At 63.5% G+C, this 18,957-nt stretch carries 18 protein-coding genes and 1 tRNA gene; 8 read left to right on the forward strand and 11 right to left on the reverse strand.

Features of this window, described 5'->3' with window-relative positions; all coding sequences use genetic code 11:
* Positions 1 to 123: 123 nt before the first annotated feature.
* The 4 genes from secA (at position 124) to OKW45_RS14940 (ending at position 5,696) form a co-directional block, all read left to right on the forward strand.
* A complete protein-coding gene (gene secA / locus OKW45_RS14925; RefSeq protein WP_018421879.1) occupies positions 124 to 2,940 on the forward strand; it encodes a preprotein translocase subunit SecA in 2,817 nt (938 codons plus the stop codon).
* A gap of 152 nt (positions 2,941 to 3,092) precedes the next feature.
* Complete coding sequence (gene argJ, locus OKW45_RS14930; protein WP_429469490.1) at positions 3,093 to 4,334, forward strand: bifunctional glutamate N-acetyltransferase/amino-acid acetyltransferase ArgJ; 1,242 nt, start codon at positions 3,093 to 3,095, stop codon at positions 4,332 to 4,334.
* Between the two features lie 37 nt (positions 4,335 to 4,371).
* Positions 4,372 to 5,241, forward strand: coding sequence for an ATP-binding protein (locus OKW45_RS14935; protein ID WP_018421877.1), 870 nt, complete (start codon positions 4,372 to 4,374; stop codon positions 5,239 to 5,241).
* Positions 5,238 to 5,696, forward strand: a complete 459-nt coding sequence (locus tag OKW45_RS14940; RefSeq protein WP_018421876.1) for an NUDIX domain-containing protein — start codon at positions 5,238 to 5,240, stop codon at positions 5,694 to 5,696. Before OKW45_RS14935 ends, OKW45_RS14940 begins: the two co-directional genes overlap by 4 nt.
* Positions 5,697 to 5,783: 87 nt before the next feature.
* On the opposite strand, the gene OKW45_RS14945 is transcribed toward OKW45_RS14940, so the two are convergent.
* The 9 genes from OKW45_RS14945 to OKW45_RS14985 form a co-directional block, all read right to left on the reverse strand.
* The gene (locus tag OKW45_RS14945; RefSeq protein ID WP_084754177.1) at positions 5,784 to 5,987 is read right to left on the reverse strand and encodes a DNA gyrase inhibitor YacG; all 204 of its coding nucleotides are present in this window, start codon (positions 5,985 to 5,987) and stop codon (positions 5,784 to 5,786) included.
* 123 nt (positions 5,988 to 6,110) lie between these two features.
* Positions 6,111 to 6,866: a cell division protein ZapD gene (gene zapD, locus OKW45_RS14950; protein ID WP_026226047.1), complete on the reverse strand. Its 756-nt coding sequence runs from the start codon at positions 6,864 to 6,866 to the stop codon at positions 6,111 to 6,113.
* Positions 6,867 to 7,054: 188 nt separating this feature from the next.
* Positions 7,055 to 7,669 (reverse strand): dephospho-CoA kinase, encoded by a 615-nt coding sequence (gene coaE, locus OKW45_RS14955; protein WP_429469493.1) that lies wholly within the window; start codon positions 7,667 to 7,669, stop codon positions 7,055 to 7,057.
* Positions 7,670 to 7,672: 3 nt separating this feature from the next.
* Positions 7,673 to 8,614, reverse strand: coding sequence for a prepilin peptidase (locus OKW45_RS14960; protein ID WP_429469496.1), 942 nt, complete (start codon positions 8,612 to 8,614; stop codon positions 7,673 to 7,675).
* A 27-nt stretch (positions 8,615 to 8,641) separates the two neighbouring features.
* A complete protein-coding gene (locus OKW45_RS14965; RefSeq protein WP_429469499.1) occupies positions 8,642 to 9,880 on the reverse strand; it encodes a type II secretion system F family protein in 1,239 nt (412 codons plus the stop codon).
* Positions 9,877 to 11,133, reverse strand: a complete 1,257-nt coding sequence (locus OKW45_RS14970) for a GspE/PulE family protein (RefSeq protein WP_429469502.1) — start codon at positions 11,131 to 11,133, stop codon at positions 9,877 to 9,879. Before OKW45_RS14970 ends, OKW45_RS14965 begins: the two co-directional genes overlap by 4 nt.
* 147 nt (positions 11,134 to 11,280) lie before the next feature.
* The gene (locus OKW45_RS14975) at positions 11,281 to 12,579 is read right to left on the reverse strand and encodes an HlyC/CorC family transporter (RefSeq protein ID WP_429469505.1); all 1,299 of its coding nucleotides are present in this window, start codon (positions 12,577 to 12,579) and stop codon (positions 11,281 to 11,283) included.
* A 244-nt stretch (positions 12,580 to 12,823) separates the two neighbouring features.
* Positions 12,824 to 12,900 (reverse strand) — tRNA-Pro (locus OKW45_RS14980).
* A 49-nt stretch (positions 12,901 to 12,949) separates the two neighbouring features.
* Positions 12,950 to 13,942, reverse strand: coding sequence for a polyprenyl synthetase family protein (locus tag OKW45_RS14985; protein ID WP_429469508.1), 993 nt, complete (start codon positions 13,940 to 13,942; stop codon positions 12,950 to 12,952).
* Positions 13,943 to 14,226: 284 nt separating this feature from the next.
* Between OKW45_RS14985 and rplU the strand changes: the two genes are divergently transcribed.
* From rplU to proB, 4 genes are all read left to right on the forward strand, one after another.
* Entirely contained in the window at positions 14,227 to 14,538 is a 312-nt protein-coding gene (gene rplU, locus OKW45_RS14990) for a 50S ribosomal protein L21 (RefSeq protein ID WP_007180329.1), read from the forward strand.
* A gap of 25 nt (positions 14,539 to 14,563) precedes the next feature.
* A complete protein-coding gene (rpmA, locus tag OKW45_RS14995) occupies positions 14,564 to 14,824 on the forward strand; it encodes a 50S ribosomal protein L27 (protein ID WP_018421868.1) in 261 nt (86 codons plus the stop codon).
* A 237-nt stretch (positions 14,825 to 15,061) separates the two neighbouring features.
* Entirely contained in the window at positions 15,062 to 16,183 is a 1,122-nt protein-coding gene (cgtA, locus tag OKW45_RS15000) for an Obg family GTPase CgtA (RefSeq protein WP_429469511.1), read from the forward strand.
* Between the two features lie 69 nt (positions 16,184 to 16,252).
* Positions 16,253 to 17,371 carry a glutamate 5-kinase gene (gene proB, locus OKW45_RS15005; RefSeq protein ID WP_026226045.1) on the forward strand — a complete coding sequence of 373 codons (1,119 nt, stop codon included), beginning with the start codon at positions 16,253 to 16,255 and terminating at the stop codon, positions 17,369 to 17,371.
* 132 nt (positions 17,372 to 17,503) lie between these two features.
* On the opposite strand, the gene OKW45_RS15010 is transcribed toward proB, so the two are convergent.
* The gene (locus tag OKW45_RS15010) at positions 17,504 to 18,061 is read right to left on the reverse strand and encodes a CNP1-like family protein (protein WP_429469514.1); all 558 of its coding nucleotides are present in this window, start codon (positions 18,059 to 18,061) and stop codon (positions 17,504 to 17,506) included.
* Between the two features lie 76 nt (positions 18,062 to 18,137).
* Positions 18,138 to 18,887: an RNA pyrophosphohydrolase gene (locus tag OKW45_RS15015; protein WP_018421864.1), complete on the reverse strand. Its 750-nt coding sequence runs from the start codon at positions 18,885 to 18,887 to the stop codon at positions 18,138 to 18,140.
* Positions 18,888 to 18,957 lie beyond the last annotated feature (70 nt).

Consider the following 18,957-nt stretch of genomic DNA (forward strand, 5'->3'; position numbering starts at 1 on the left):
TGCTAAAATGCCCGATTCGAATTCACTCTTGGACTAAGCCGCCGAGGACTTTCCGACCCAGGCGCGGTATGCGCATAGCGCATACCGCGAGCCAGCCGAAGCCGCGACGCAGACACCGATCCGATGACCACCGGTTTTCTACAGAAGCTTTTTGGCAGCCGTAATCAGCGGCTAGTCAAGCAATATCAAAAGACCGTCGCGGCGATCAATGCGCTCGAGCCGCAGATCGAGCAATTGACGGATGACCAACTGCGCGCCAAAACGGGTGAATTCCGCCAGCGCGTCGCGAGCGGTGAATCGCTCGACAAGATCCTGCCGGAAGCGTTCGCGGTCTGCCGCGAGGCCAGCAAGCGGGTGCTGAAGATGCGCCACTTCGACGTGCAGCTGATCGGCGGTATGGCGCTGCACTACGGCAAGATCAGCGAAATGCGCACCGGCGAGGGCAAGACGCTCGTCGCGACGCTGCCGGTCTACCTGAACGCGCTGTCGGGCCGCGGCGTTCACGTGGTCACGGTCAACGACTACCTCGCGCAGCGCGACGCCGAATGGATGGCGGGTCTCTACAACTTCCTCGGTCTGTCGGTCGGTATCAACCTGTCGCAGATGGAGCACACGGCGAAGCAGCAAGCCTACGCCGCCGACATCACCTACGGCACCAACAACGAATTCGGCTTCGACTACCTGCGCGACAACATGGTCTACGAGACCGACGCGCGAGTACAGCGTAGCCTGAACTTCGCGGTCGTCGACGAGGTGGACTCGATCCTGATCGACGAAGCGCGTACGCCGCTGATCATCTCCGGCCAGGCCGAAGATCACACCGAACTCTACGTGCGCATGAACGCGTTGCCGCCGCTGCTCGAGCGCCAGATCGGCGAAGAGAAGGCGGACGGCACCGGTGTCGAGAAGCCGGGCGACTACACGCTGGACGAAAAAGGCCGTCAGGTCTTCCTGACCGAGTCGGGCCACGAAAAGGCCGAGCGCCTGCTCTCTGAGTGGGGCCTGATCGGCGACGGCGAAAGCCTGTACGCGCCGCAGAACATCACGCTGATGCACCACGTGTACGCGGCGTTGCGCGCGCACACGCTGTTCTTCAAGGATCAGCACTACGTCGTGCAGAACGGCGAAGTGATCATCGTCGACGAATTCACCGGCCGTCTGATGGCCGGCCGCCGCTGGTCGGACGGTCTGCACCAGGCGGTCGAGGCGAAGGAGCACGTGAAGATCCAGAGCGAGAACCAGACGCTCGCATCGATCACGTTCCAGAATTACTTCCGCATGTACGCGAAGCTGGCCGGCATGACCGGCACGGCCGACACCGAAGCGTACGAATTCAACGAGATCTACGGTCTCGAAACGGTCGTGATCCCGACCAACCGTCCGCCGAAGCGGATCGACAAGCAGGATCAGATCTACAAGACCGCGAAGGAACGCTACGACGCCGTGATCCGCGACATTCGCGAGTGCTTCGAACGCGGTCAGCCGGTGCTGGTCGGCACGACATCGATCGAGAACTCGGAGCTGCTGTCGCATCTGCTGAAGCAGGTCAGCTTGCCGCACGAAGTGCTGAACGCGAAGCAGCACGCGCGCGAAGCGGAGATCGTCGCCGAAGCGGGCCGTCCGCAGCGCGTCACGATCGCGACCAACATGGCCGGCCGTGGTACAGACATCGTGCTCGGCGGCAACGCGGAGAAGCAGGCGTCGTTCATCGAGCAGGACGAAACGCTCGCCGCCGACGAAAAGCAGCGCCGCATCCAGAAGCTGCACGACGAATGGCAGACGCTGCACGATCAGGTGAAGGCCGCGGGCGGTCTGCACATCATCGGCACCGAGCGTCACGAGTCGCGCCGGATCGACAACCAGCTGCGCGGCCGTGCGGGCCGTCAGGGCGACCCGGGTTCGTCTCGCTTCTATCTGTCGCTGGAAGATCCGCTGCTGCGCATTTTCGCGGGCGACCGCGTGCGCGCGATCATGGACCGCCTGAAGATGCCGGAAGGCGAGGCGATCGAAGCGGGCATCGTATCGCGCTCGATCGAATCGGCGCAACGCAAGGTCGAGGCGCGCAACTTCGATATTCGTAAGCAATTGCTCGAATACGACGACGTATCGAACGACCAGCGCAAGGTGATCTACCAGCAGCGCAACGAACTGCTCGAAGCGAACGACATCACCGAGACCATCACCGCGATGCGTCACGGCGTGGTCGGCGACATCGTGCATCAGTTCGTGCCGGTGGGCAGCATCGAAGAGCAGTGGGACGTGCCCGAGCTCGAGGAAGTGCTGCGCAACGAATGGCAGCTCGACCTCGCGATTCAGGAAATGATCAACGAGTCGAACTCGATCAGCGCGGAAGAGATTCTCGAAGCGGTCGAGGCCGCCGCGGACGAGGGGTACGAGGCGAAGGTCCAGCTGGTCGGCCGCGAATCGTTCAGCGCGTTCGAGCGCTCGATCATGCTGCAGACGCTCGACCGCGCGTGGCGCGAGCATCTGGCCGCGCTCGATCATCTGCGTCAGGGCATCCATCTGCGCGGCTATGCGCAGAAGAACCCGAAGCAGGAATACAAGCGCGAGGCGTTCGAACTCTTCGCCGCGATGCTCGACGCCGTGAAGCTCGAAGTCACGCGCATCGTGATGAACGTGCAGATCCAGTCGCCGGAGCAGCTCGAAGCGGCCGCGGAGCAGATGGAAGAGCAGGGCGGTCATCTGGAGAACGTCGAGTTTCGTCATGCGGAGTTTGCCGAAGCCGGCGCCGCCGCGCCCGTCGCGGCCGAAGCGGCCACCGCCGCGATGATCGGCGACGCGATGAGCCACGGCCACGGCGCAGCGCCGCAGGCGGCCGTGCACATGAATACCGACAACGTGCCGAAGGTCGGCCGCAACGACCCGTGCCCGTGCGGCAGCGGCAAGAAGTACAAGCAGTGCCACGGCAAGATCGCCTGATGGCGATGCGGCGCGCTTCCGGGCGCGCCGTGTCGCTTTTAAGCGCCGTTTGGCCGTTTTGATTTCGCGGGTGACCCGGCAGCACACCCGGGTCGTCAGTTCCGTTCCCCGATGCCGGCGTCCGCCGGCATTTTCTTCGACAGGTCGCGACCATGGCTGTCAACTTTCCCTCGATCGATCCCGCTCAACTCCACCCCGTCGCCGGCGTCACGTTAGGCTGGGCGGAAGCGAATATCCGCAAACCGAATCGCAAGGACGTGCTCGTCATTTCCGTCGACGAAGGCGCGACGGTAGGCGGCGTGTTCACGCAGAACCGCTTCTGCGCGGCGCCCGTCACGGTCTGCCGCGACAACCTGCAGCGCGTGCGCGCGGGCGGCAAGCCGATTCGCGCGCTGGTGATCAATACCGGCAACGCGAACGCGGGCACCGGTGAGTCGGGCCTCGCGGCGACGCGCGAAACCTGCGCGGAACTCGCGCGTCTCGCCGACATCGAGCCCGAGCAGGTGCTGCCGTTCTCGACGGGTGTGATTCTCGAACCGCTGCCGGTCGATCGTCTGAAGGCGGGCTTGCCGGCCGCGCTCGCGAACCGCAAGGAAGCGAACTGGTACGACGCGGCGCAGTCGATCATGACAACCGACACGCTGCCGAAGGCGAGCTCGCGCCAGGTCACGATCGGCGGTCACACCGTCACGCTGACCGGCATTAGCAAGGGCGCCGGCATGATCAAGCCGAACATGGCGACCATGCTCGGCTTCCTCGCGTTCGACGCGGCCGTCGCGCAGCCGGTCCTCGACGAGCTCGTGAAGCACGTCGCGGATCGCTCGTTCAACTGCATCACGATCGATGGCGATACGTCGACCAACGATTCGTTCATCCTGATCGCGTCGGGCAAATCGAGCCTGCCCGCGATCACGTCCACCGATTCGCCCGCTTATGCAGCGCTGCGCGACGCGGTGACCGAGGTCGCGCAGAACCTCGCGCAACTGATCGTGCGCGACGGCGAGGGCGCGACCAAATTCATGACCGTGCGTGTCGAAGGCGGCTCGAGCGTCGGCGAATGCCGCCAGATCGCCTACGCGATCGGCCACTCGCCGCTCGTCAAGACAGCCTTCTATGCATCGGACCCGAACCTTGGCCGTATTCTCGCGGCCATCGGCTATGCCGGCGTGGACGATCTCGACGTCGGCAAGATCGATCTGTATCTGGACGACGTGCTGGTCGCGACTGCCGGCGGCCGCAACCCGGCCTACCGCGAAGAAGACGGCCAGCGCGTCATGAAGAAAAGCGAGATCGGCATTCGCGTCGTGCTCGGCCGCGGCAATGCGCAAGCCACGATCTGGACCTGCGATCTGTCGCACGACTACGTGAGCATCAACGCTGACTACCGCTCGTAATCAGCTTCAAAGCGCGGCCGCGGGCCGCCTACTTACCATGGACAAACTCGAACTGTTTCTGAACCGGGCCGAAGCCGTGCTTGGCCGCCTGGAAGCGATGCTTCCGCCCGCCGCACCGGAGATCGACTGGTCGGCCGCAGTCGCTTTCCGCTGGCGCAAGCGCCAGGGGCGCGGCTACTTGCAGCCGGTGCACGCTATTTCGCCGATCACGCTCGACGACCTGCAGAACATCGATCGCCAGAAAGGGTTGATCGAACAGAACACGCGCCAGTTCGTGCGCAGTCAGCCGGCCAACAACGTGCTGCTGACAGGCGCGCGCGGTACCGGCAAGTCGTCGCTGATCAAGGCGTGCCTGAACGCGTATGCGAAAGACGGTCTGCGCCTGATCGAAGTAGACAAGGACGATCTGCACGACCTCGGCGACATCGTCGATCTGATTGCGAAGCGGCCGGAGCGCTTCGTCGTGTTCTGCGACGACCTGTCGTTCGAAGAAGGCGAGTCGGGCTATAAGGCGCTCAAGGTCGCGCTCGACGGCTCGGTGGCTGCGCAGTCCGACAACGTACTGATCTATGCGACGTCGAACCGCCGCCATCTGCTGCCCGAGTACATGAGCGACAACGAGACGTACAAGCACACCTCGGACGGCGAGATTCATCCGGGTGAACTGGTCGAAGAGAAGATCTCGCTGTCCGAGCGTTTCGGGCTGTGGGTTAGCTTCTATCCGTTCAAGCAGGACGACTACCTGACGATCATCGCGCACTGGCTGCGCCATTTCGGTTGCGACGACGCCGAGATCGAATCGGCGCGCGGCGATGCGCTCGTGTGGGCGCTCGAACGGGGCTCGCGCTCGGGGCGGGTCGCATGGCAGTTCGCGCGCGACTGGTCCGGCCGTAAGACACCGGCATGAGCGACGCTGACAAAAGCGCCGGCGATGGCGCCGGCAATAGCGTCGGCGCCAACGGCGCGGGCCGTCCGGTCACCGAAGTCGCGGTCGGCGTGCTGGTGCAGCCGGATGGACGCTATCTGCTCGCGCAGCGTCCGACGGGCAAGCCGTACGAGGGCTACTGGGAGTTTCCGGGCGGCAAGCTCGAAGCGGGCGAGTCGGTCGAGGCCGCGCTCGCGCGCGAGCTGCACGAGGAGCTTGGAATCGAGGTCGAGGCGAGCCATCTGTGGCACACGCTCGAACACGATTATCCGCACGCCTATGTGCGCCTCTTCTTCTGCAAGGTGACGCAGTGGTCGGGCGAGCCGCACGGGCGCGAAGGCCAGGCCTTCGTGTGGCAGAGCTTGCCTGCGGATGTCTCGCCGTTGCTGCCGGCCACGATCCCGGTGCTGGAGTGGCTCGCGGCTGAGAAGAAGTGATTGATTGAAGGCAGTGACTGAAAAAGCCACGCGGTAGCGGGCGCTGTATCGGCAGCGCCGGTTCGCGTGGCTTTTTTACTGGCTCGCTCAGTGCGGGTTGTAGTCGCCGCGCGGCGTTTCCTCTTCGGACGAAGACCCTTCCTGTTCGTTGCCGCCAATCCTGTATTTTTCGGCGGCCCATGCGCCCAGATCGGTCTGCTTGCAGCGCTCGGAGCAGAAAGGACGGAAGCGGCTCTCGGAGGTCCAGCGGACATCTTTACCGCAGGTAGGACATTTGACGACGGTAGGCATACGGTCGGACGGTCAATCTCAAACGGAACAAGTAACGAATATAGGGCTATTTCGCGCCGGTTCAAAGGCGCGTTCGGTCAAATCCGGTGTGCGCTGCTCAACGCGGCGGTGATTGACAGGCGATTACAGGCTGCAGAGCGTGAGGTGGAACGGCACGTCGACGTCGACCGCGCGCGGCCGCAAATCGCCGTCCTGCACCGTAAAGCGAACCCACAGCATGTACTTGTTGGCGCTCGCTTCGGGAATCACGCGCAATTCGGGAGCGACGCGAACCTGCATCAACTGATACGAGCGGCCCGACAGCATTTGCTGATAGCTGCCTTGCATCGCCATGACCTTCGACGCCTGGCCCGACTCGCGCGCGAGGCGCAGCACGATGGTGGCCGCGTCGCGCAGCGGCAAAAGCGGTGTCACCCACTTAGCGATGTCCTGGCGACGCTGATCGGGATGCAACTGTTGCCACGCGTAATACGAGGGCAGGTCGAATTTGCAGGTACCCCCGGGGATGATTGCGCGGCTGCGAATGCTCGCGAGCCACTCGTTGTCCGCAAGATGCTGGCCGGCTTTGCCTTGCATCTGCGTGAGCCCCGCAAGGGTCTGTTCGATTTCACCGAGCACCGCTTCGAGCGCGTTCTGCTCGATGCCCGGATTGCCGCGAAACGGCGCGAGCGTCTGCCGCTGCCGCTCGAGTTCTTTCATCAGATCCGACTTCAGATCCGCGCGACCCGCCACTTCGGAGATTTCGAACAGCGTTGTCAGTGCGACGTGATGTTCCCGCGCGTCTTCCTGAGTCAGAAAGAACGTGAAGCGCTCGAACAGATCTTCGAGCCGCAACAGCGTCCGGATTCGCTCATTGAAGGGGTACTCGTAAAGGATCAAGCGGGCTCGCCTCGGGCGTGGTCGGTGACAGGAATGTAAAACATTCTAATGCCGTGGGACTACCCAGGCAATCACGCACTTTTTCTGCGCGCTTTCGCAACTTTTTTGTGAGTTCCCGGTGTGATGAGCGCTTCGGCTCCCGCGTGCACGCAAAGTTCAATGTGTCGGTGACGACGCGTCTGCGCGCGCTACAACTCGGCATCGCCCTTCGCCAGCGACAGATACGCTTGATGGTGCGCGTCCACCTGCGCCTCGAGTTCTTCGAGCGGCGCATCGTTATTGACGATCACGTCGTCTGCGGCGGCGAGGCGCGCTTCGCGCGTGGCTTGGCGCGCGATGATCGCGAGCACCTGCTCACGGCTGAAGCCGTTGCGGCTCATCACACGCGCGATCTGCGTGTCGACGCTGCAATCGACGGTGAGCACGCGATTGACGCGGTCCTTCCATGTCCCGGACTCGACCAGCAGCGGCACCACGACGATCACATACGGCCCTTGCGCCGCGCGCTCTTCGCGCTCGGTTTCTGTGCGAATCAGCGGATGCGTGATGCCTTCGAGACGTTTGCGTGCGGTCTCGTCGCTGAACACGAGCGTGCGCATGCGCGCGCGATCGAGCGAGCCATCGGCCGCGACGAACTCGGTGCCGAATTCGGCGGCGATGTGCGGCATCGCCAGGCCATGCGGCGCGGTGATGCGATGCGCGATTACGTCGGTATCGACGAGCGGCACGCCGCGTCCGGCGAACAGACCGGCAACCGTCGACTTGCCACTACCGATGCCGCCGGTGAGTCCCACAACGAACATGGTTCAGCCTCCCAAAGCCAGATAAAGCGGCGTGCCGGCAAACAGCGTAAGCACACCGCCCGCCGCGAGAAACGGCCCGAACGGCAGCGGCTCCTCGAAGCGCATACGGCCACGCCACGTCGCCGCGAGGCCGATCACGGCACCGGCCACCGCGGCGACCAGCACGATCTGCGGCAGCGCGGGCCAGCCGAGCCACGCGCCGAGCGCGGCGAGCAGTTTGAAGTCGCCATAGCCCATGCCTTCGATACCACGCACGAGCTTGAACGCCCAATGCACGGCCCACAACACCAGATATCCGAAGATAGCGCCGAGCACCGCATCATGCAGATTCGTGAACATGCCGTTGAAATTGACGATCACGCCGGCCCACAACAGCGGCAGCGTCAAGGAGTCGGGCAGCAAATGCGTGTCGACGTCGATCGCGCTCATCGCCAGCAACGTCGCGCACAGGCCGAACGCGGCGAGTGCCATCAGCGTCGGGCCGAACGCTATCAGTGCGCCTGCCGCGAAAGCGGCGCTCGCGATTTCGAGCAGCGGATAGCGTGCGCTGATATGCGTGCCGCACGCGGAACAACGGCCGCGTAACAGCAGGTAGCTCAGCACCGGCAAGTTTTCCCAAGCGCTCAGTACATGGCCGCAATGCGGGCACGCGCTGCGCGGCACCCACAGGTTGTAGCGCGCGGGCAGTCCGTCGTCGGGCTGCGGCTCGTCGGTGGTCTCGCTGATTTCGGCGCGCCATGCACGCTCGAGCATGATCGGCAATCGATGCACGACCACGTTCAGGAAGCTGCCAATCACGAGGCCAAGCACGATCGCGAATGCGATCTGCACGCCGGCGGGCAGGCTCGCGAGCGCGAAGCCGATATCGCTGGCAAAGCGGCCCGGCAGTAAGCCCGCGAGCAGGCTGGAGGTAGTTTGTGACACGAGTGGAAGAGGAGCCTGCATGGTGACGAAGTGGATTCGGCTGCGATGCTACACCACGTTGCCGAGTTGAATAATGGGAAGATACATCGCGATGACGAGGCCGCCGACCAGTGTGCCGAGCACGACGATCACGAGCGGTTCACACAGGCTCGATAGCGTGCCGATCCTGTCGTCGACCTGGCGATCCGCAAGCGACGCGACATCGAGCAGCATGCTGTCGAGCGCGCCGGATTCCTCCGCGACCGCAACGGGCTGCACGACTTCGGGGGGAAAGCAGCGGGCCGCGAGCATGGCCGCGGCGAGCCGTTCGCCGCGCCGCAATCTGATGGCGATGCTTGCCGTCGCGCGATCGAAGAAGGCATTGCCGGTCGCCTGAGTGAGCGAATCGAATGCGTCGGCGAGCGGCGTGCCGGCGGACATCAAGGTGCCAAGCGCGCGACTCCAGCGCGCCGCGCACAGCGTGCGCAGCAGCGGGCCGGCCACCGGCAGGTCGAGCAACAGGCGCGCGAAGCGGATGCGAGCGCTTATCGAACGACGCAGCACGAGCGTGATGGCCGAGCTCATTGCGAGCACCAGTATGAACAGCGGCACACTCCAGCGCGCGGCGGCCGCCGAGAGCGCCAGCACGAACTGCGTCGGCGCGGGCAGCTTCGCGCCGAAGCCATCGAAGATCTGCTTGAACGTCGGCACGACCCACACCAGCAATGCGACGGTTATCGCGATCGCGAGCAGCAGGATTGCGACTGGATAGGTGAGAGCCGCGCGCACCTTGGCACGCTGCGCGGCGGCGCGTTCGCGATCGTCGGCGAGGCGGGCGAGCACGGTGACGAGCGCGCCCGCCGCTTCACCCACCTCGACGAGCTGGCAATACAGCGCATTGAACTGCGCCGGGTGTCGCTGCAAGGCCGCCGAAAACCGCAGGCCGGCGGTGATATCGCGCGCGACAGTGCCAACGATACGCGGCATGCCTTGCCGCTGACCCGACGTCGGGGTCTGCGCGAGTAGTTCGAGCGCGGGCGCGAGCGGCAAACCGGCACGCAGCAGACTGGACAGTTGTCGCGTGAACAGCGTGACAGCGGCCGCGCTGGTCTTCGGGCGTGGCGCCGGCCCTTGCGTTGCGAGTTCGACGATAAAGAGGTTGTCGCGTTTGAGCATCGTGCGTGCGGCGCTCGCGTCGGGCGCGATCAGCGTGCCGCTTTGGCGCGTGCCGTCCGCGTCGACGCCGCGCCATCTGAAGCGCAGATCGGCTGAGACGGGCTTTGTTGGTGACAGCTCGGCGGTACTCATGCGACCTCCGTGGCGGCGAGCGCTTCGGCGAGACTCGTGGTGCCGTCGCGCACGCGCGCAAGCGCCGCGTCGCGTAACGTCGCGACCTGTTCCATCTGCGCGAGGCGGGCCAGCTCGTGCGCGCCCGCGCTTGCGACGATCTGCTCACGCATCGCGTCGGAAACGGGCATCACCTGATGAATGCCGACGCGCCCCCGATAGCCGATGCCATGACAAACCGCGCAGCCGGTCGCCGCATACGGTTGCCAGCCGTCGAGCTCGTGTTCGCCAAAGCCCGCGGCGCGGAGTGCCGCCGGCGAATGCGGCGCGGGCGCGCGGCATGCGACGCACAGTCGCCGCACCAGCCGCTGCGCGGTCACCATGCGCAGCGCTGCGGCAAGGTTGTACGGCTCGACACCGATATCGACGAGCCGCGCGATGGCCGCGGGCGCGTCGTTCGTATGCAGCGTGGACAGCACGAGGTGACCGGTTTGGGCGGCCTTCACGGCAACGTCGGCGGTTTCGTTGTCGCGGATTTCGCCGACCATGATCACGTCCGGGTCCTGGCGTAGGAACGCGCGCAGCGCGACCGCGAAAGTGAGGCCGGCTTTTTCGCGCACGCTGACCTGGTTGATGCCGGCCAGCTGGATCTCGGCTGGGTCTTCCACCGAGCAGAGGTTGCGTGCCTCGCCATTCAGCAGGTTCAGGAAGCAGTACAGCGATAGTGTCTTGCCGCTACCCGTCGGTCCGGTTACGAGCATCAGACCGTGCGGCGCGCGGATCGCGGCGTCGACAGCTTCGCGCTGCCGCGGATCGAGGCCGAGCGAATCGAGCGAAAGATCGGCGGGCAGCGCGTCGAGCCGTCGTAGTACAAGCTTTTCGCCGAACAGCGTCGGCAGCGAATTGACGCGGTAGTCCTCGAGTCGCCCTGGCGACGTCGCGAGGCGTAGCCGGCCGTCCTGCGGCACGCGTCGCTCGGCGATGTCCATGCGCGCGAGCACTTTCACACGCGTGACGAACGCGTCGCGCAGATGTGCGGGCGGCCGCGGGATTTCATGCAGCACGCCGTCGATACGCAGGCGCACACGCCAGCCATGTTCGGCCGGCTCGATGTGGATATCCGACGCATTGCGCCGCGTCGCTTCGTGCAACGTGTCGGTCAATAGACGCACGGCTGGGGCGTTGTCGGGATCGCTCAGACTCGTTGCGCTGGATTCGCCGTCGACAGCGAGTGGGCGCGGCGATGCCGCGGCGGTGGCAAAGGTTGTTTGCATGAGTGACCGGTGATGAGCCGCCTGTAGAACATGACGGCTTCATCTTCCGGTTGCGGGCGTCCGAATGCCATTCGGCCATTCGGCCAATGGCGCGTGTCGCGAGCCTATGCGATGCTGACTGTGAATCAGCGAGCGACGGCGCCAAGTTCAGGCTGACCGTGCTTTACCGGCCTTCGTGCGCGACGGCGGTTTGAAAAGCTTGACGGTGCGGATCGCCTGATCGTCGCTGCGCATCACTTCGAGCTTGGTGTCTCCGATGCGCACGCAGACGTCGCCGTCGGGGATGTCTTCGAGGATTTCGAGAATCAGGCCGTTCAGCGTTTTGGGGCCATCGGTGGGCAGCCCGAGTTGCAGCCAGCGGTTCAGCTCGCGCAACGGCATGCTTCCCGCGACGATGCATTCGCCCGCCTCGTTCCAGCCACCGCGTGAGCTGGCGCTGCGCGGAATCGACGTGGTGAATTCGCCGATCAGTTCCTCGATGATGTCTTCCGGTGTGACGAGGCCTTGCAGTTCGCCGTATTCGTTGACGACGAGTGCGATGCGTTGCCGGCTCTCCTGAAAGTATTGCAGCTGCTGGAACACCGGCGTGCCGCTTGGCACGAAGTACGGCTCGGCGAGCAGCTCGCGCAAGGTATCGCGCTCGAGCTCCTGGTTGTGCAGCCCTGACAGCGTCTTGCGCACGTGCAGCACACCGAGCACGCGGTCGATGTCGCCCTGGTAGACGATCAGCTTGTTGTGATAGCAGGTCTCCAGTTGATGCAGGATCTGTTCGAACGGCGCATCGAAGTCGAGCGCCTCAATACGGCGGCGCGGGATCATCACGTCATCGACGGAGATGTTTTCGAGGTCGAACAGGTTCAGCAGGATGCTGCGGTGCTTGGTGGGCATGAAGCTTCCCGACTCGAGCACGATGGTGCGCAGTTCTTCGGTGGACAGCCGCTGGTCGCGCGCGCCCTTCGTGTTGATGTGCAGCACGCGCAGGATGCCGGTCGCGAACAAGTTGACAAACCAGATCAGTGGTCTCGCGACGCGCATCAACGGCGCGATCAGCAGGCTCGCGGGCAGCGCGATTTTCTCGGGAAACGTCGCGCCGACGATCTTCGGTGTGATCTCCGCGAACACGATAATGAGGAACGCGACGATACCGGTCGCGATCGACAGCACGAGGCTATTGCGGCCGAACGTGTGCAGCGCGAGCGATGTCGTCAGTACCGGAATGATCGTGTTGAACAGGTTGTTGCCGATGAGGATCACGCTGAGCAGCTGATCGGTTTTTGCGAGCAGGCCCTGAGTCGTCTTTGCGCCGAGCGTGTTCTTGCTGGCGAGATGTTTGAGGCGATGACGATTGAGCGCCATCATCGCTGTCTCGGAAATGGAAAAGAAGGCGGAGCAGACAAGGAGCAGAAGGACGGCGCCGATCTGCGCCCATAAGGGAAGTTGTTCCACGCGTCGTGAAAAAATAGGGGGAAAGGATGGAGAGAATATAGCAGAGGGGGCCGCGCGTTCTGGCGTGGACGGCGGCTGACGCCGCTAGAACGACAACGTGGCAACGTACGCACTGTGCCTGACGAGCCGGAGGAAGGAAAGCGGCGAAGGGCAGCACGAGAGCAACGAAAAAAGCGCCGCGCAAAACAAAAAACCGCCCAGCAACGCTGCGGCGGTTTTGAACCTTGAGCTAACAAGGACAATCTGGTCGGGGTGAGAGGATTCGAACCTCCGGCCTCTACGTCCCGAACGTAGCGCTCTACCAGGCTAAGCTACACCCCGATTTGGTACTGCTGACTCGATTCAGACTAATTCGGTGTTTCAGTCTTGTTCAAGACTGCCTTGCCGTCGAGTAAGAACATAAGTCTAGCAGGCTCTCTTTGAAAATGGAATGGGGAAACGACGAAATTGCTGCCGCGGCTGCCTGCGCCTCCTGTTTCGCGCACTCGAGCGTGTGATCCAGCGCGCCCGAGCGCGTGATCGCGTCGAAAATCGTATCGAAACGGTCGGTGCCACCTTGCTCGATGGCTTCGCGCGCGAGCGCCGACTGCTCGGGCGTGCCGCGTTCGATCAGATAGATGAGCGGAAGCGTCGGTTTGCCTTCGCGCAGATCGTCACCGGCGTTCTTGCCCATCGACTCGGCCGTGCCTGTGTAGTCGAGCCAGTCGTCCATGATCTGGAACGCGGTGCCGATGCGACGGCCGTACTCGGCGGCGGCGGCTTCGGTTTTCGCGTCCGAGGCGGCCAGCACCGCGCCGAGCTGGGCGGCCGCCTCGAACAGCTTTGCGGTCTTGTAGCGGATCACCTGCATGTAACGTGCTTCGTCGACGTCGGCATCGTGCATGTTCAACAACTGCAGCACTTCGCCTTCAGAGATGATGTTGGTCGCCTCCGACAGAATTTCCATCACGCGCATCTTGCCCACGCCGACCATCATCTGGAACGACCGTGAGTAGAGAAAGTCACCGACCAGCACGCTCGCCGCGTTGCCGAACAGCGCATTGGCGGTCTGGCGGCCGCGCCTCAGGTCGGACTCGTCGACCACGTCGTCATGCAGCAGCGTGGCCGTGTGAATGAATTCGACGACCGCTGCCAGCTCGTGCCGGTGCCCCGTCGTATCGCCCAGCGCGCCCGCCACCAGCAACAGCAGCGCGGGCCGCAGCCGCTTGCCGCCGGCGCTGATGATGTACTCGGAAATCTGATTGATCAGCATCACGTCCGACGCAAGACGTTGCCGGATGACGCGATTGACCTGCTGCATGTCTTCGGCGATCGGAGCAAGCAGGCTGGCGACGTTGGGGGAGGTGGTGGCAGTCGACGACATGATGGCTGAATTGGGTAGTGCCGCGAATTATAAGGCGATCGGGGCGCTTCCGGGTCGCCGGCTGCGGCGTGGATGCGTTCGGCATCGCGCGCGGGGCACCTGCCAAGGCGGTCTGCGGGGCGCCGCGCGTCGCAGGTTTGCCGTCTGCGAGCGCCTGCGAGGGAGGCGAAGCCGGACGGTAGACGGTTTGGTAAGCAGGTTTTGACCGAGCAGCTAACTCTATGTATAATTGAGAGTTTCCGCGCGCGGTGCGTGGGAAAAATGAATACAGAGTGAGGTTCTCAATGTACGCGGTCATAAAAACCGGTGGCAAGCAGTACAAGGTTGCCGTCGGCGAAAAACTTAAAGTAGAACAGATACCGGCAGACATTGACGCTGAAATCACGCTCGACCAGGTTCTCGCAGTGGGCGAAGGCGAATCGATTAAGTTCGGTACGCCGCTGGTCAGTGGGGCTTCCGTCAAGGCTACCGTCGTGTCGCAAGGTCGTCACGCCAAAGTGACGATCTTCAAGATGCGTCGCCGGAAGCACTACCAGAAGCATGGCGGCCACCGCCAGAACTATACCGAACTGCGCATCGACGCGATCAACGCGTAAGCGCACCGGTTAAGGAGCAAATCAAATGGCACACAAAAAGGCAGGTGGATCGTCCCGGAACGGCCGCGACTCCGAATCGAAACGCCTCGGCGTTAAGGTTTTCGGCGGCCAGGCTATCAACGCTGGTGGCATCATCGTGCGTCAGCGCGGTACGCGCATGCACGCTGGCGAGAACGTCGGCATGGGCAAGGATCACACCCTGTTCGCGCTGAAGGACGGCCACGTCCAGTTCTCGACGAAGGGCGCGGCGAAGAAGCACACCGTTTCCGTCGTCCCGGCAGCCTGAGTTTAATCAGGCACGGGCTTCAGGACCGGAAAAAGGCCCCGCGAAGTTCGCGGGGCCTTTTTTATTGCGGCGCCTCTTTAGCTTGGCGCCGAAGCCGCGCAGCCGACCGCTCCTCATCGGCGGACTATGCAGTTCGGTCGTTTGATCAACGCGCGGCGCGCGCGGCAAAATAGCAGCATCCAATCAGTATCAACCCCTGCATCGAATCGGGCAGTACACCACGTGACGGAGTAACGCATGAAGTTCATTGACGAAGCGAGGATTGAAGTCATCGCCGGCGACGGAGGGGATGGCAGCGCGTCGATGCGCCGCGAGAAGTTCGTCCCGTTCGGCGGCCCCGATGGCGGTGACGGCGGCCGGGGCGGCAGCGTGATCGCGGTGGCTGACCGCAACATCAACACGCTGATCGATTACCGCTACGCGAAAAAACATCTGGCGCGCAACGGCGAAAACGGCCGCGGCTCGGATTGCTACGGCAAGGGCGGCGACGACATCACGCTGCGCATGCCGGTCGGCACCACAATCACGGACATTGAAACCGGCGAGCTGATCGCCGATCTGACCGAGCACAACCAGAGCGTGCAAATCGCGCAAGGGGGAGCCGGCGGCCTCGGCAACCTCCATTTCAAGTCCAGCACGAACCGCGCGCCGCGTCAGAAGACCGACGGCAAGCCGGGCGAGCGCCGCATGGTCCGCCTCGAACTAAAAGTTCTGGCCGACGTCGGTCTGCTCGGCATGCCGAATGCGGGCAAGTCGACGTTTATCTCGTCGGTGTCGAACGCGAAGCCGAAAATCGCCGACTACCCGTTCACCACGCTCGCGCCGAACCTTGGCGTCGTGCGCGTCGGGCCGAGCCGCAGCTTCGTGATTGCCGACATTCCGGGGCTGATCGAAGGCGCGGCGGAAGGCGCCGGCCTAGGCCATCAATTCCTGCGCCACCTGCAGCGCACCGGGCTGCTGCTGCACATCGTCGACATCGCACCATTCGATGAATCGATCGATCCGGTCGCGGAAGCGAAGGCGATCGTCAACGAACTGCGCAAGTACGACGAAGAGCTTTATCAGAAGCCGCGCTGGCTTGTGCTGAACAAGCTGGACATGGTGCCTGAGGACGATCGCGAAGCGCGCGTGGCGGCTTTCCTCGACGGCTTCGGCTGGGACGGTCCGGTGTTCGAGATCTCGGCGCTGACTGGCCAGGGCTGTGAAAATCTTTGCTACGCGGTGTTCGACTACCTCGCCGAGCACTCCGACGCGCAACGCGCGGCCGAAGCCGAAGACCTGGCCTCCGACGTGCGTTTCCGCGACGGTACGCAAGTACCGGCCGCGACCCGCGAAGCCGGCACCGATCCGCAGGAATAACAACTCGAGCGCCGGCGCCAGCGGCGGGTGCCGGTATGCATCACGCGTCATCTTGGGAGACAGCGCACAATGCGTTCCGTCATCGCAGATTCACGGCGATTGGTCGTCAAAGTCGGTTCGAGCCTCGTCACGAACGACGGGCGTGGCCTCGATCATGTGGCGATCGGCCGCTGGGCCGCGCAAATTGCCGCACTGCGCGCGCAAGGCAAGGAAGTCGTGCTGGTCAGCTCGGGCGCGATCGCCGAGGGCATGCAGCGGCTCGGCTGGACGAAGCGGCCGCGTGAAATCGATGAGCTGCAGGCGGCCGCGGCGGTCGGTCAGATGGGTCTCGCGCAAGTGTACGAAAGCCGCTTCGCCGAACATTCCATCCAGACTGCGCAGATCCTGCTTACTCACGCTGACCTTGCTGACCGCGAGCGCTATCTGAACGCTCGCTCCACGCTGCTCACGCTGCTGGGGCTCGGAGTTGTACCGATCATCAACGAGAACGACACGGTCGTCACCGACGAAATCAAGTTCGGCGACAACGACACGCTCGGCGCGCTGGTTGCCAATCTGATCGAGGGCGACGCGCTGATCATTCTGACGGACCAGCAAGGCCTTTTCACCGCAGATCCGCGCAAGGACCCGACCGCGACACTCGTCCAGCAAGCCGACGCCGGCGCGCCTGAGCTCGAGGCGATGGCGGGCGGTGCGGGCTCGAGCCTCGGCCGCGGCGGCATGCTGACCAAGATTCTCGCCGCGAAGCGTGCGGCCCATAGCGGCGCCAATACGGTGATCGCGAGTGGGCGCGAGTCGGACGTGCTGGTGAGACTGGCGGCCGGCGAGGCGATCGGCACCGAACTGATGGCGCGCACCGCGCGCATGGCGGCGCGCAAGCAATGGATGGCCGATCACCTGCAGGTGCGCGGCCACGTCGTGATCGATGACGGCGCGGTTGAAAAACTGACCGCCGGCGGCAAGAGCTTGCTGCCGATCGGCATCGTCGGTGTGCAGGGTGCATTCGCGCGCGGCGAGGTGATCGCGTGTCTGAGCGCGTCAGGCCGCGAGGTCGCACGTGGTTTGACGAACTACAGCAGCGCGGAAACCAAACTGATCCAGCGGCGTCCGAGCGGCGAAATTGAGTCAGTGCTCGGCTATATGCTCGAGCCCGAACTGATTCATCGCGACAATCTCGTGGTGCTTTGACCTGCGAGGCGGCGCGCATATCGCGCGTATGAAGAGCCAACAATAAAGCCGTTCCAGCGCAGGCTGGAACGGCTTTTTAATCGTCACGTATAAGCAACGGCGCCTGAGCCGGGCGCGCGCCGCGCAACGGCGTCAATGAATCTGCGACGTCTGCGTGCGCTTGTAACGAATGTTCTCGACGATTTGCTGCGCGCTGCCGGTCGGAATCTTGTTTGCGCACATATAGTCCTGATACAACGCGGCCTGATACGCATTCAGCGCGCCGTTTTCGATCCGCGAAAACGGGTTCGCGACCGTCGTGTCCCAGCCGTCGTGATCGGCGTTCAGGCCCGCATACTGACGCCATTCATACGTGTCGCAGCGGATGCCCTCATAATTGACGTTGCGCGCACCGCCCGGGCTCGTGACGACCACCGTGTAACGCACGACGCCGTCGTCGCCGACGCTGACCGACTTCGGGTCGATCGCAAATTGCAGCGGCGTATTGCCGGAGACTTCGAACGGCAGCAGGTTCGCATCGGAGGGCAGCGGCGGCAATGTGTCGACCTTGTTTTCAACCCAGTTGCTCTTGCGGTCAAGCAGATAGGTGAACTCGCTGTCGTCTTTGTTGGTCGGTTTGCCGGCGCTCGAACAGCCTGCCAGCAGGGCGCCGGTGGCGACGCACGCCACGGCGAATGCAAATGCTTTCAATCTGATTCCCTCGAGAGACAGACGCGGCTCGAAAGCCGCGCCAGAGAGAGGCGGCGCGAGCCGCCGCCTGGAATGGTTAATTGCGCACGCCTCGTCGGACTAACGGGGCGACGGCCTCGTCGGCTTCGGCCGTTTCGCACTCGTGCTCCGATCTCATGTTCGCATCCGGTGAGCCGGGACCGCAATCCGGCGCGACCAGCACGTGCGTCGAAGTTTCGACGCTGACCGAAGTTACGGTAGTGACGGTGGTGACCGCCATGCTTACCGTGGAATCCGGCGGGCTTTGCATCGACGACGCTATCCGGGGATAACGCGACCCGTGATGCCCGCCTGGTTTTTCCGCACGCGGCGCAGGCCGGCGCATGAAACGGGACAGCTCCGTCAGCGCCAGCTGATACACATCCCGCTTGAACTCGATCACACAGTCGAGCGGCACCCAATACTCGTTCCAACGCCACGCATCGAACTCAGGGTGGTCGGTGGCGCGCAAACAGATGTCGCAGTCGCGTCCTACCATCCGGAGCAAAAACCAGATTTGTTTCTGGCCGCGGTAATGACCGCGTACTTCGCGCTTGATGAACTTGTCAGGCACCTCATAACGCAACCAGTCGCGCGTGCGACCGATCACCTTGACGTGCTCAGGAAGCAGCCCGGTCTCTTCGTGTAACTCCCGATACATCGCTTGCACGGGGGTCTCACCATATTTGATGCCCCCTTGCGGAAACTGCCAGGAATGTTCACGGAGCCGTTTGCCCCAAAACACCTCGTTGTGCGCGTTCAAGAGGATGATGCCGACGTTCGGGCGAAAGCCTTCACGATCCAGCATACAACCACCTTCGAATCCTTTAAAATTGCTTTGATTATAAACAGATAACGGACCCTACGCACCGAATCGC

It is taken from the genome of Paraburkholderia lebeckiae (genome assembly GCF_050436225.1).
GTDB lineage: Bacteria > Pseudomonadota > Gammaproteobacteria > Burkholderiales > Burkholderiaceae > Paraburkholderia > Paraburkholderia tuberum.

Excerpts from the sequence above, each read along its gene's own strand:
- OKW45_RS15015 (WP_018421864.1), bottom strand. The coding sequence starts at position 18,887 with ATGCTGGATCGTGAAGGCTTTCGCCCGAACGTCGGCATCATCCTCTTG.
- OKW45_RS14935 (WP_018421877.1), top strand. The coding sequence starts at position 4,372 with ATGGACAAACTCGAACTGTTTCTGAACCGGGCCGAAGCCGTGCTTGGC.
- rpmA (WP_018421868.1), top strand. The coding sequence starts at position 14,564 with ATGGCACACAAAAAGGCAGGTGGATCGTCCCGGAACGGCCGCGACTCC.
- proB (WP_026226045.1), top strand. The coding sequence starts at position 16,253 with ATGCGTTCCGTCATCGCAGATTCACGGCGATTGGTCGTCAAAGTCGGT.
- OKW45_RS14985 (WP_429469508.1), bottom strand. The coding sequence starts at position 13,942 with ATGTCGTCGACTGCCACCACCTCCCCCAACGTCGCCAGCCTGCTTGCT.
- OKW45_RS14940 (WP_018421876.1), top strand. The coding sequence starts at position 5,238 with ATGAGCGACGCTGACAAAAGCGCCGGCGATGGCGCCGGCAATAGCGTC.
- OKW45_RS14945 (WP_084754177.1), bottom strand. The coding sequence starts at position 5,987 with ATGCCTACCGTCGTCAAATGTCCTACCTGCGGTAAAGATGTCCGCTGG.
- secA (WP_018421879.1), top strand. The coding sequence starts at position 124 with ATGACCACCGGTTTTCTACAGAAGCTTTTTGGCAGCCGTAATCAGCGG.
- cgtA (WP_429469511.1), top strand. The coding sequence starts at position 15,062 with ATGAAGTTCATTGACGAAGCGAGGATTGAAGTCATCGCCGGCGACGGA.
- OKW45_RS14970 (WP_429469502.1), bottom strand. The coding sequence starts at position 11,133 with ATGCAAACAACCTTTGCCACCGCCGCGGCATCGCCGCGCCCACTCGCT.
- coaE (WP_429469493.1), bottom strand. The coding sequence starts at position 7,669 with ATGTTCGTTGTGGGACTCACCGGCGGCATCGGTAGTGGCAAGTCGACG.
- OKW45_RS14960 (WP_429469496.1), bottom strand. The coding sequence starts at position 8,614 with ATGCAGGCTCCTCTTCCACTCGTGTCACAAACTACCTCCAGCCTGCTC.
- OKW45_RS14965 (WP_429469499.1), bottom strand. The coding sequence starts at position 9,880 with ATGAGTACCGCCGAGCTGTCACCAACAAAGCCCGTCTCAGCCGATCTG.
- argJ (WP_429469490.1), top strand. The coding sequence starts at position 3,093 with ATGGCTGTCAACTTTCCCTCGATCGATCCCGCTCAACTCCACCCCGTC.
- rplU (WP_007180329.1), top strand. The coding sequence starts at position 14,227 with ATGTACGCGGTCATAAAAACCGGTGGCAAGCAGTACAAGGTTGCCGTC.